Source organism: Lysobacter sp. HDW10, from assembly GCF_011300685.1.
In the GTDB taxonomy this organism is placed as follows: domain Bacteria; phylum Pseudomonadota; class Gammaproteobacteria; order Xanthomonadales; family Xanthomonadaceae; genus Solilutibacter.
Genome location: NZ_CP049864.1, coordinates 1,970,606 through 1,983,745 on the forward strand (window position 1 = coordinate 1,970,606; position 13,140 = coordinate 1,983,745).

The 13,140-nt window shown below is 54.6% G+C and carries 7 protein-coding genes; 3 read left to right on the plus strand and 4 right to left on the minus strand.

Annotation, left to right across the window (positions count from 1 at the left end; genetic code table 11):
- Window positions 1-102 precede the first annotated feature (102 nt).
- The 3 genes from G7069_RS09545 to G7069_RS09555 form a co-directional block, all read right to left on the minus strand.
- Complete coding sequence (locus G7069_RS09545) at window positions 103-987, minus strand: hypothetical protein (RefSeq protein WP_166296986.1); 885 nt, start codon at window positions 985-987, stop codon at window positions 103-105.
- Window positions 984-2,537, minus strand: coding sequence for an AAA family ATPase (locus G7069_RS09550; RefSeq protein ID WP_166296988.1), 1,554 nt, complete (start codon window positions 2,535-2,537; stop codon window positions 984-986). The genes G7069_RS09545 and G7069_RS09550 overlap by 4 nt, the downstream gene beginning before the upstream one ends.
- A 228-nt stretch (window positions 2,538-2,765) precedes the next feature.
- Window positions 2,766-6,281 carry a methylmalonyl-CoA mutase family protein gene (locus G7069_RS09555; RefSeq protein WP_166296990.1) on the minus strand — a complete coding sequence of 1,172 codons (3,516 nt, stop codon included), beginning with the start codon at window positions 6,279-6,281 and terminating at the stop codon, window positions 2,766-2,768.
- Window positions 6,282-6,522: 241 nt separating this feature from the next.
- Here G7069_RS09555 and G7069_RS09560 point away from each other — a divergent pair, with 241 nt between their 5' ends.
- Window positions 6,523-7,623 (plus strand): Glu/Leu/Phe/Val dehydrogenase, encoded by a 1,101-nt coding sequence (locus G7069_RS09560; protein WP_166296992.1) that lies wholly within the window; start codon window positions 6,523-6,525, stop codon window positions 7,621-7,623.
- A gap of 96 nt (window positions 7,624-7,719) precedes the next feature.
- Entirely contained in the window at window positions 7,720-8,877 is a 1,158-nt protein-coding gene (locus tag G7069_RS09565; RefSeq protein ID WP_166296994.1) for an isovaleryl-CoA dehydrogenase, read from the plus strand.
- Window positions 8,878-8,908: 31 nt separating this feature from the next.
- Here the strand turns inward: G7069_RS09565 and G7069_RS09570 are convergent, their stop codons facing one another.
- Window positions 8,909-11,794 (minus strand): autotransporter serine protease, encoded by a 2,886-nt coding sequence (locus G7069_RS09570; RefSeq protein ID WP_166296996.1) that lies wholly within the window; start codon window positions 11,792-11,794, stop codon window positions 8,909-8,911.
- Window positions 11,795-11,957: 163 nt separating this feature from the next.
- On the opposite strand from G7069_RS09570, the gene G7069_RS09575 reads away from it, so the two are divergent.
- The gene (locus tag G7069_RS09575; RefSeq protein ID WP_166296998.1) at window positions 11,958-13,133 is read left to right on the plus strand and encodes a thiolase family protein; all 1,176 of its coding nucleotides are present in this window, start codon (window positions 11,958-11,960) and stop codon (window positions 13,131-13,133) included.
- Window positions 13,134-13,140: the final 7 nt, after the last annotated feature.

The following is a 13,140-nucleotide window of genomic DNA, read 5'->3' on the forward strand; positions in this document are numbered from 1 at the left end:
CTCGTTTCTCGCGACAAAGACATCAACCAGCACTTCACGCCAACGTTCGAGAAGGATCGAGTATGGAATAGGTCCGTCTTTCCGACGTCGGCTTCAAACAAATTATTCATACGTTTGTAAATAATTTGCCGGAAACAACAGACTCTTGCGCACTTCTAGAATTCCTCCCTCACAGAACCAAGCTGACTCAGACAGAGCCTCAAACAGTGCAGCTTGCCACGAATTATTGAAAACGAGCCTACGTTTCTTTGCTTGTAAAACGAGATGCGATTGGATCTCTAACGGCTTCGAGAGTAGCCGAGCATCATCCATGTCGATGTAGATATTCACAAGTTCTGATCCGGCGTGAGCAGCGTATAGATCCGACAAGCGATATGCCTTGAAATGTGATGACACAATACTGTTTTTTACGCTTGACCAAGTTGGGATACCACGCACATAAAACAAAATCCCAGGAGGGCTATCCGGCACAACTTCTGCGACCAACCATTTCTGATCATCAACGTCATCAAAGTATGGGTGGAGCGTCTGCTCCCCTGCATCATTCGGTCGCTTCTGGCTCGAATCTACATTGCAGTCTTTGCACGCAGGTACAAGATTAATGGGAGTGACCGCAAACGAAGGATGGCGCCCCTTAGGGAGGTAGTGGTCAAGAGTTGAAACGACGCGTTGATTGCAGAGAGGGCAAATGTTTCCAGGAGCTTTACGAAGCAGCTCGTAGATGTCGCGAGTCGGCCCGCCAACTCGCACGAAAGTTTGTGAATAGAGCTTAGAGAGTTCGTCGCCAGTAACGTCTCCAACCGCGCTGGATTCTTCGAATAAATATAGCTCAGATTTTTCAGCGCGCTCATCATAAAGCTTCTCAGCTTGGGACAAGTAAGAGTTGATAGCCTCAAATCTCTTCCGCCTACCATGGTTTCCGATGCTAGATACACATTTATCGAAGACGTCTTTTAGCTTCGCGGAAGGCGCAGGAATCTTCTTCACTGCACAATTTCCTTTCGCAGCATCATGCCGCGCGCAATTGCCGAACCTTCAGCGCCAAGCTGTCCGCTAAAGGTGCTCATTAGCTCTTCGAAGTTTGAACTATTTCTTGAAGCCTCAAGCAAGAGACGATGAAACCCTGAGTGTGTCACCTCCAAGCTAAAGATTTCACGACTAAGGCGCCCTACGTTCTCTCCAAAGGTCTCAAGAGAAGGCCGGTAAGTTTCTGAAGTTCTGCCGCGCCTCTCCAACACCCAAACACAGGAAGCTGGAACCTCTTGCAGGACCACAGGAGAGTGTGTAGCAACAATTGCCACGCCGTTTCGCGACGTCAACAACTCTGAAACGCTCCTGATGTATGCAGAAAGCAAGGGTGGATGAAGATGCCCTTCAGGTTCGTCCAATAGAACCAAAGTCCGCTCGTCGACTAACTCCACTAGCTTGGTAATTGATAATAGAACAATCTTGTGACCGGAACTGAGTCGTTTCGCGAAATAGTATTTTGCTTTCTCAGCCCAAGAACCTTCATCTAGATTCAGCAAACTGAGCGGATCCGCGTCAGAGAATACGGGGTCGTTGTACAACTGCCCCACGGCTTTTGTCCATCGGTCTCGCCTTGGACCACGACGGCAAGACGAGAAACTCGAACTAAAATCGTCCGCGAGCTGCTCAGGATTTCGAGTAATTCGACTTCCTGTATCGCCATCAATGGAATGCAAACCTACAGAATGAGCTGCAATCCTAGTCTTGGGCTCAGGAAGAACGAAGTCATCAAATGCGCTAAATGACAAAGACACCAAACCGGCAAAGCCTGGGTCTCCGTCGTTCGATACTTCTTGTTCTCGAAAAGTAAGTGTTCCAACTGGGCCGCCATCTATATCTTGATTGTATCCAAGGAGACTGTGCGCTAGTCCCTGCATGAATCTCGTTTTTCCTACTCCATTTCGGCCAATGATCACGTGCACATTGGTGGGAGGGGCTGATTGCGGGGTGACGACAAATGTGGGAGCCACAGCAGGCGCCAAAATGTTTCCAGATGCGGGGAACTCGTACTTGAAACTATAGGGCGTCAGCGTTGCGTCCCCTTTCACCAAACGATTGAAACGAGTTCGTACAGTCGTCGCCGAAACAAATCTGAGGAGCGATTCATAAACCACCTCTTCGCCTTCAACTTTGGCAAATAAGGCCGGATCGAAGGCGATATCGCGCAGCCCTAACAAGATTGCATTTTTTTCTTCAGATGAAAGGTTTGCGAGTGTTTCGTAGTAGTTCTCACTCTGGCCTAAAGAGAAGTATTCCTCGGAGAGTGATGTGAACTGAGAGGGCAGGTGCGGGGCCCTTACACCGAGCTGAACCACATCGCCTGGCTTGAGGCCATAACTTCCAATCTTTACATTACCTAATTCGTGCAGAGTACCTTTGCGGTCAAAAACAAATAGCTGGAATTGAGTCCTGAATTTCCTCCAGTCATCCCAACGATCAATTTTTAGATAGCTTCGAGATGTACCCGCTGAGGGGAGCGATTCGTTCCATTCAATGACTTGAAACTCCATGCCACGCCCCTGATCTCTCTAAATGAATAAATTCTTTGCTCGAAAGTGCCGCCAGCTTCTAATGTCGAATGGAAAGTGTTCCCAAATCAACAGGCTTCAGGCGTTAAATTGCCGACACAAGGAAACCCGATGAAGTTGAGTTTTCAGCTGGCTCTTTCGAATTCCATTTCCAAACTTAAGCAAACCGCACAAAAGCTCTTGCAAATAGTTCGAACCACAAGCGGTGCGCTACATATTCCGACGATATTCCCCACCCACGTCATACAACGCATGCGAAATCTGCCCCAACGAATGCGTCTTCACCGCCTCCATCAAAGCCTCAAACACATTCTTCCGATCCCGCGCCGTTTGCTGCAGATAACCCAGGCCGTGCCCATCATGTGTTTCACCGGCGTCACTACCGTCTTCGATGACATGCGCATGGTCGGTCTCGCCCACCGGTGCCAAGCCATTTCGTGAGGCCTGCCACAGTGCAACGTTGCTGATCTGCTGACCCTTCTCTTCCGGCGTCGAACGAATCAATTCAATCTCAGTCGCAATCTCGCCCGCGTGCTCCTTCGGCAAGAACATGTTCACGCCCACCAGCGGCAGACTGCCGTCGTGCTTCTTGTGCTCGTAGTACAGCGATTCTTCTTGGATCTTGCCGCGTTGGTACATGGTGTCCATCGCGCCGAGCACGCCACCGCGTTCGCTGATGGCTTCGAACTCTTTGTAGACAGCCTCTTCGACGATGTCGGTCAGATAGTCGACAGCAAAGCTGCCCTGCCAAGGGTTCTCGTTGAAGTTCAGCCCAAGCTCTTTGTTAATGATCATTTGAATCGCCACGGCGCGACGCACGGACTCTTCGGTCGGCGTGGTGATGGCTTCGTCATACGCATTGGTGTGCAGGCTGTTGCAGTTGTCGAACAGGGCATACAACGCTTGCAGCGTGGTGCGGATGTCGTTGAACTGAATTTCCTGCGCGTGCAATGAGCGGCCACTCGTCTGCACGTGGTACTTCATCATCTGGCTACGCGCGCTGGCGCCGTAACGCTCACGCATGGCACGCGCCCAGATACGGCGAGCCACACGGCCAATCACGGTGTATTCCGGATCCATACCGTTGCTGAAGAAGAAGCTCAGGTTGGGTGCGAAATCGTCAATCTTCATACCGCGCGCCAAGTAGTACTCGACGATGGTGAAGCCGTTCGACAACGTGAAGGCCAATTGCGAAATGGGGTTCGCGCCGGCTTCGGCAATGTGATAACCCGAGATGCTGACCGAGTAGAAATTACGCACGCCGTGGTCAACAAAGTACTGCTGGATGTCGCCCATCATGCGCAGCGCGAATTCTGTGCTGAAGATGCAGGTGTTTTGCGCCTGGTCTTCCTTCAAGATGTCGGCTTGCACGGTGCCGCGCACCAACTTCAGTGTCTCTGCCTTGATTCGGGCATAGGTGTCGGCGTCGACCACTTGATTGCCGGTAACGCCGAGCAAGCCAAGACCGAGGCCATCATTGGTCGGCGGCAGTTCGCCGGAGTAAGTCGGACGATCGCGTCCTTCGAACAGTTTCGCAATGGTCTTTTCTGCTTCGGCCCAACGTGCGTCGTCGGCCTTCAAGTACTTCTCAACCTGTTGATCAATCGCGGTGTTCATGAACATCGCCAAGATCATCGGCGCCGGGCCATTGATGGTCATCGACACACTGGTGGTCGGCGCACACAGATCGAAACCGGAGTACAGCTTCTTCATGTCGTCCAAGGTCGGGATATTGACGCCCGAGTTACCGATCTTGCCGAAGATGTCCGGGCGCGGCGCGGGGTCTTCACCGTAAAGCGTCACGCTGTCGAATGCCGTCGACAAACGTGCAGCGGGTTGGCCAACGCTCAAATAATGGAAGCGACGGTTGGTGCGTTCTGGTGTGCCCTCACCCGCGAACATGCGGATGGGGTCTTCGCCCGTTCGGCGGTACGGATATACGCCACCGGTATAGGGGTAAGCGCCGGGCAAGTTTTCTTTTTGCAAGAAGGTGAGCAGCTCGCCCCAGCTTTTGTAGGTCGGCGCTGCGATTTTCGGGACGCGTTGATGTGAAAGCGACTCGCGGTAATTTTCTACACGAATAGTTTTGTCACGAACTTGGTATTCGTTGACATCTTCGGTGATGGATTTCAGGCGCTCCGGCCATTCGCGGAGAAGCTTCAACGCCTCGGCGTCCAAAGATTGCAACGCATCGTTATAGCGCTGACGGAGGGTCAGTAGGCTCCTGTCCGCTTGGCTTGCGTCCTGCTGAAGGGACGCGTGTGGGTACAACGACAGTTGGGCAGGCAGGTCTTTATCTTCCAGCTCGCTCAGTGCTTGCCAAAGGCTCTGCACTCGGTCAGCGGTTTCTGCTTGCGTTTCGATGCGACGGTTGATGGCGCGGCCTTGCTCGGCGATCTCGGCAAGATAACGGATGCGTGCGCCGGGAATGAGGACGGTGGCACGCGGTTCTTTGACATCGGTGTTGATGTCCGGATTCCACTTGGCTTCAGGCAACGACAACTTTTCGCGCAGCAGGCGCGTGAGATTGCTAAACATCCAAGACACGCCAGGGTCATTGAATTGCGAGGCGATCGTAGGGTACACCGGCACTTGTTCGTCGGGCAGTTGGAACTGCACGCGGTTGCGCTTCCACTGTTTACGAATATCGCGGAGGGCATCTTCTGCGCCGCGCTTGTCGTACTTGTTCAACACAATCAAATCGGCGAAATCGAGCATGTCGATTTTTTCGAGTTGCGACGCGGCGCCGTAGTCGCTCGTCATCACATACATCGAGAAATCAACCAAGTCGACAATCTCTGAATCGCTCTGGCCAATACCGGCGGTTTCAACAATCACCAAGTCATAGCCCAAGGACTTGATGAAAGAGATTGAATCGTTCAACACAATATTGGTTGCGGCATGTTGGCGACGGGTCGCCATCGAACGCATGAACACGCGTTTCGAACGCAAGGAGTTCATACGAATACGGTCACCCAACAAGGCACCGCCGGTACGTCGACGCGTGGGGTCGACCGAGATCACCGCAATACGCATGTCCGGGAAGCTGGCGAGGAACCGGTTCAATAATTCATCGGTCACTGAGGACTTGCCTGCACCGCCGGTGCCCGTGATACCAATCACCGGAGTCTTACCACCCGCCAATTGCCATTCTTTACGCATATGGGCCAGATCGCCCTCGCCCACCAAGCCGTCTTCAATCGCCGACAACATGCGGCCGATTTCAATTTCATTGTCGAAGTGCACTTTGTGCGGCGTGTCTACCGGAAGCCGGCCATTCTCAGCGCGCTTCACGACGTCTTCGATCATGGACACCAAGCCCATGTGCATGCCGTCATTCGGGTGGTAGATGCGCTCGACGCCATAGCTTTCAAGCTCGCGAATTTCTTCAGGCGTAATGGTGCCGCCACCACCACCAAACACACGAATATGCGGTGCGCCGCGCTCGCGCAGCATGTCCACCATGTACTTGAAGTACTCGACGTGACCACCTTGATAGGACGACAAGGCAATGCCGTCAGCGTCTTCTTGCAATGCGGCGCGCACAACGTCTTCCACAGAACGGTTATGGCCCAAATGCACGACTTCGGCGCCTTGGCCCTGGATCAAACGGCGCATGATATTGATGGCTGCGTCGTGGCCGTCGAACAAGCTGGCGGCGGTGACAAAGCGGAGCGGCGACTTTTCAGTGCTACCCGCTGGAACGGTTTCGGCGGATGCGTTCATCTGTATTCCCATCAAAATCATTAACCTTCAATTGTAGCCCCGTCACTTATAGAGACGGTCGATTCAGCGTATTCAGCCAGCACCATGCTTCGACGCATGGAGAAAAATGCTCTCAGTCGCCATTTGGACTAAAATATTGCGGCTCGTTGTCGGCCTGATCCCGGCCGGGCAAACCCCTTAATCACCTTCGCAAAGCGCCCTCAGTCGAATCCTTCGCCTGACTTCGCGCTGGAGCTTACAAATGATTTTTGAAACCCTCGATACCACGGGCCACGAACAGGTCGTTTTCTGCCACAACAAGGACGCGGGCTTGAAAGCCATCATCGCGATCCACAACACGGTCTTGGGACCGGCGTTGGGCGGTACGCGCATGTGGCCCTACCGTAGCGAGGACGAAGCATTGAACGACGTGCTGCGTTTGTCGCGCGGCATGACCTATAAGAACGCAGTCGCCGGCCTGAACTTGGGCGGTGGTAAAGCCGTCATCATCGGCAATCCGGCCACGGATAAGTCGGAAGCTTTGTTCCGCGCTTTCGGCCAATGCGTTGAATCTTTGGGTGGTCGTTACATCACCGCTGAAGACGTCGGTATCGACGTGAACGACATGGAATATGTCTACCGCGAAACCGAATACGTGACCGGCGTGCACCAAGTGCACGGTGGTTCGGGTGACCCGTCGCCGTTCACCGCCTACGGCACGTTGCAAGGTTTGATGGCAACGCTGTCGAAGAAGTTCGGTGACGAAGAAGTTGGCAAGTACGCGTTCGCAGTGCAAGGCCTCGGCCACGTCGGCATGGAATATGTGAAGTTGTTGAACGAACGCGGCGCCAAAGTGTTCGTCACTGACATCAACAAAGAACTCGTAGACAAGGCTGTGAGCGAATACGGTGCGGAAGCCGTGGGTCTCGACGAGATTTACGACGTCCCGGTAGACGTGTACTCGCCGTGCGCCTTGGGCGGCACGATCAACGAAAACACCTTGCCGCGCTTGAAGGCGAAGGTGATCTGTGGTGCCGCAAACAACCAATTGGTGAACAACGCGATTGGTGACGAAGTGTCCAAGCGCGGCATCTTGTATGCGCCTGACTATGCAGTCAACGCCGGTGGCGTGATGAACGTGTCGCTCGAAATTGACGGCTATAACCGCGAACGCGCCATGCGCATGATGCGTACGATCTATCACAACCTGTCGCGCATCTATGAAATCTCGGAACGCGACAACATTCCGACCTACCAAGCCGCTGACCGTTTGGCCGAAGAGCGCATCGCCGCCATGGGCAAACTGAAGTTGCCGATGGGTCGTGGTGCGGCCCGCTTCAAGGGCCGTATTCGCGGCAATTGATTGCTCGCGGTAAAGTCTCTGACAAGCCCTCTGTAAAGAGGGCTTGTCGTTTCAGGCCGGCGTTTTAATCCGACACATTGTTTCAAGGAGTAAGAGATGCGTGTTCCAAGTCTTGGCGAAGAGCTCGATGCGCTACGCGATGCCGTTCGCCGTTTCGCAGAAAGCGAGATTGCACCGCGTGCTGCCGCTATAGATGAGGAAAACGTCTTTCCACAGGACCTGTGGTCGAAGCTCGGCGACATGGGCTTGCTGGGCATCACGGTGCCTGCCGAGTTTGGCGGTAGCGAAATGGGTTACCTCGCGCACATGGTGGCGATGGAAGAGATTTCGCGCGCCTCAGGCTCGGTCGGTCTCTCTTATGGCGCGCACTCGAATTTGTGCGTCAACAACTTGTATGCGAACGGCAACCAAGCCCAGCGCGAAAAATATTTGCCTAAGTTGTGCAGTGGCGAATGGAAGGGTGCGCTGGCCATGAGCGAACCCGGCGCGGGTTCTGACGTTGTGGGTTCAATGAGCTGCCGCGCAGAATTGAAAGGCGACGTGTGGGTCGCTAACGGCAACAAGATGTGGATCACCAATGGCCCGGAGGCTGATGTCTTGGTGGTTTACATGCGCACCGCCCCCAAAGACGCCGGTAGCCGCGGTATGACCGCCTTCATTGTTGAGCGCGGCATGAAAGGATTTAGCACGGCACAAAAGCTCGACAAGTTGGGCATGCGCGGTTCAAATACGTGCGAACTCGTGTTCGAGAATTGCGAGATTCCGCAAGAAAACGTGCTCGGTGAAGTCAACCAAGGCGTCAAAGTCTTGATGAGCGGCTTGAACACGGAGCGCTTGGTGTTGACCGGTGGTCCGCTCGGCCTAATGCAAGCCGCGCTGGACATCACCCTGCCCTATGTACGCGAGCGCAAACAATTCGACGTTTCCATTGGCACCTTCCAACTGATGCAAGCCAAAATTGCAGACATGTACACGAAGCTGCAATCCAGCCGTGCCTTTGCGTATCAAACAGCCCGTGATTACGACGCTGGATTCAAGAGCCGAGTGGATGCTGCTGCGTGCTTAATGCATGCCTCGGAAGCCTCAGTGGAAGTCACTCTCGAAGCCATTCAAGCACTGGGCGGTAATGGCTACATCAACGAATTCTCAACAGGTCGCTTGTTGCGCGATGCAAAGCTGTATGCAATTGGTGCCGGCACCAATGAAATCAGGCGAATGCTGATTGGGCGGGAACTGTTCGCCGGGAATAGTTGAACAAAGGCGCTGCTCTGCAGCGCCTTTTTTGTTAGAAGCCGCGCTGATACGTCAGCATTGCGGCAGTGTTCGTGCCCAAGGTTGACGTCCGCTGACTCACATCGAGTTTCAGCACATTGCCTTTCCCAAACTCGGTATTGAAGCCCAAGCTGTAAAGCGCGCTGTGCTTCGCGAAGCCGAGTCCTTGCACCGGCATCCAAGCGTTCAATGCGGTGAACGTCGCATTCAAGGTGTTTTGCGATGCGAGCAATTGCTGCCATTCACTGCGCAATTCAAAACCCATCCGCACGCCATTTCCCACTGTCCAACTTTGCGCTGCACGCAGGCCCGAGTAGGCTTGCCAACGGCTCGCATCGCCACCGCGGCTTCGCAGTGCAAAGCCCGTCAAACCGCCTTCATCAAAATCACGCGTTGTTGCATTGGCATACTGGGTCCCGACGTAAGGCGTCAGTCTGATGCCTGCGACGTTCACGCCGACACCCCCTTCGACACCCGCAAACGTGTAGGTGCCATGCACTTGGCTAGTCACGGTTTCGCCCAAGGCACCTAGCTGCAAATGACGTTCAATTTGGCGATCAAATCGACCTGCACCTGCAAGTGCTTGCAAAAAGGCAGAACGACCAAACCAAGCCGCGTAAATTTGTGCCTCACCCTGACGGCCGCGGCTTCGATCGCCGAACGCCGACAACCAACTATTGGTTTCCGTTGAACTGTAGGCCGCACCTAAGACACCGTTGCGTCCCCAACGCATGTCAAAGCCCGACATATTGCCTGTGACATCCATGCCCAGCGCGCTGTAGCCAGCACTGATCAAATTGCCATTGCTCTGCAATGCGTGGGACCAAGAAGCGGACGTCGCGTCACCTTGCATCAACCGATCCAACCGATCGGTCACGGTTCGACGTCCGATATCTAAAGACTCAAACGTCATGGCTGCCGATGAAGCATGGATTTCACCACCCAAGCTTTGCAAACTCCGCTCGGCCTCTCCGCGATCTCGCGCATGTTGGAGTGATGCTGCACTCAGCACGAAGTTGGTGTTGTCCACCGCACCCACATCGATAGATGTCATGGCGGCTTCTACGCGGCCCGCACTATTGATGGCTGCAGAAGACATCTGCGCATCGTTCGCTAACGCAGTGACTTGCAAGCGCGTGACGTTGAGATAGGCATTGTTCGCGTCATAACTCATCGTTGCATCAAGAAAAACATTCGAAGCCGTTTTTACCGTTGCGAATGTACCCGTCAAGCCGCCCAACGTATTGAGTACGGTCTCGCGGCTCTTCGAGGTGTAGCCCGACTTCTGACCCAAGATGCTTAGCTGTCCGTTGATGTTTGCGCTACCGGTCACACTGACCGTGTTGCCCACCCAAACGCCCAGATTGCCTGAGGCCGATTGCGTGTAATTGCCTGCCACGGTCACAACTGCGTTCTGGTCTGAAAAGAATTTGCCGGCATTGTCTACCCCGCCATTGAAGCGGCCTGCCGCGTACACCAAGCCGCCGCTTGCAATCGTTAGCTTCGAATTCAGACCCTTTCTTACATCCAATGCGCCCGCGTTGACGGTTGTTCCACCTGTGTAGCCTTGCGCTTCAGTGAGGGTCAAGGTGCCGGCGCCGTTCTTGATCAAGCCACCTGTGCCCGTAATCGTGTTGCGCCAGACCGAGTTGTTAGAGGGTGCAACGGTGACATTGCCCCAATTGAATTGACCCGGCCCTTTGATTGCTTTGCCTACGTCTAGCAAGCCGTAGCCAAACACCGGATCAACGCCCGGCGCACCTAAATCTTTGGCAGTGCCAAGGAGCGTTTGTCTAACCAGATCGTTATTGAAATAAGGAAACGCAGACCAAACCACGGCCGCCGCGCCTGAGACGAGCGGTGCCGCATATGAGGTGCCGCCACCGCGCAAATAGTATTGGGCATCAGCGCTGATGTAGGTCACGATGCCCGGCGCGGTCAAACAATAGTTCATCGCGCGGCCGCATTGTTGGGACCACGACGTCAACTGCGTTGGCACCGCCGGATCCAAAGCGGCCACAGTGAGCCAACCTTTTTCCAGTTTTGCCGCATCCACTGACATGCTGGGCAATGACGCCATGTCAGATGGATTTGCTTTTAAAGCTGCAATGTCACCCGCATTGCCATTGGCGAACACCACGATGCCATCGCGGTTCAAAATGAAATCTGCAAATCCTGAAACGATGCCAGGCGTTGCCGCGGGGTCGGTCCAGTACAAACCACCCCATGAATTGTTGGAGATTTTCGCACCTTGATCAGCAATCAGACGATGCACTTCTTTTAAGAAATTACCCATACCTGCAGCATCTGCAGGCGTGATTTCATTGCCTTGACCTGACCCGTCATCGACCGGGTCTTTATCTTGGATCATGCGCACCGACGCAATGTTCGACAACGGCGCAACCCCGCCGCCATATTGCCCGCTGGGCGCGCCTGCGGCCAATTCTGCAACCACGGTGCCATGCGGTTTGACGTAGTCGACATTCGCATTGTTGTCAGCCGGATCCAGTGCAAACAACGAGTACATCACTCGACCATTTAACGTGGGGTGCGTCGAATTCACGCCCGAATCCATGATTCCGATGGTGACGCCCGAACCCTTCAAGCCATTCGCATAGCTTTGATCGGCATTGATCAGTCGCAAGTGTTCGCTGTATATCGGCTGCGTGCCAGAAGCAGGCAATAGTGCAACGACCGTCGGTGGCGTCGCCAAGGTTTTCAAACTCAAGTCTTGTTGGACCGAGCCGAGCACCGGCGGTGGCGTGCTAGGTGTACCGCCGACCGGAGACCCACTGCCCCCGCTCGACTTCGTCCCACCGCCGCCGCCACATGCGGTCAATCCAAGTGCCAATGACGCTGTCACTGCCATCGCCAACACGTTCATCGAACGTTTCTTCATCGCACTCCCCGCTTGATGGCTTCTGATCTGCTTAATCCTGTGCGAAAGCTGAGGCGTGCGCAACAGGTAGGCGCATTCACCCGAGTCTGTTTGTCAAGACATCGCGCGGAGGCGTTCGAACCTTCATAATTGGGGATTCCCTTGCTTTTGGAAGTACCTCCTTATGGGTGATGTCGTTATCGTCGGTGCCAAGCGCACAGCCATCGGCTCCATGTTGGGTCAATTCACGGGCGTGCCGACCCCGCAACTCGGTGCCACGGCCATCAAGGCCGCACTTGAGCACGCAAAGCTGTCCACCGATTCTGTGGATGAAGTCATCATGGGCTGCGTGTTGCCGGCCGGTTTGGGACAAGCACCCGCACGTCAGGCGTCATTGGCGGCAGGCCTGCCACATCGCACCGGTTGCACCACCATCAATAAGGTGTGCGGATCGGGAATGAAGGCCGTGATGTTTGCCCACGACCTGATCAAGGCGGGCACGGCCAATGTCGTGGTTGCGGGCGGCATGGAATCCATGACCAATGCACCGCATTTGTTGAACGGTTCGCGCACGGGCATTCGCTATGGCAGTGCCGAGTTCCTCGACCATATGGCGTGGGATGGTTTGACCAACCCGTATGACGGCAAGGCCATGGGTGTCTTCGGTGATGCGACCTGCGCCAAATTCAATATCGACCGCGACGCACTCGACGCGTATTCGACTGAAAGCGTCAAGCGCGCACAAGAAGCCATCGCAAGTGGTGCGTTCAAAGCAGAAATCGCACCGGTCACCGTCAGCACGCGTAAAGGTGAAGTGGTTGTCGACACCGACGAAGAACCCGCGAAGATCGATTTGGCGAAAATCCCGACGCTGCGTCCTGCGTTCGGTAAAGAAGGCGTGCTGACCGCCGCCGCCTCTTCAAAGATCTCCGATGGCGCCGCTGCTTTGGTCGTCGCTTCGCGCGAAGCCGCTGAGAAGAGCGGTGCCGAGATTTTGGCCACCGTTGTCGCGCATGCAACCAATTCACTTGCGCCGGATCAATTCACTGTCGCGCCCGTGGGTGCGATCCAGCAAGTCCTTGAGAAGGCAGGCTGGAAGGCTGAAGAAGTAGACTTGTTTGAGATCAATGAAGCTTTTTCGGTGGTCGCAATGCTGCCTATGCATGAATTGCACATCCCCCGTGAAAAGATCAATGTGAACGGTGGCGCAGTTGCATTGGGACACCCCATCGGCTGCAGCGGTGCACGGCTCTTGGTCACCCTGATTCATGCCATGCAAGCGCGTGGTGCCAAGCGCGGCGTTGCCTCGCTCTGTATCGGTGGCGGCGAAGCGACGGCGGTGGCCATTCAGATGGCGTGAAGACCAG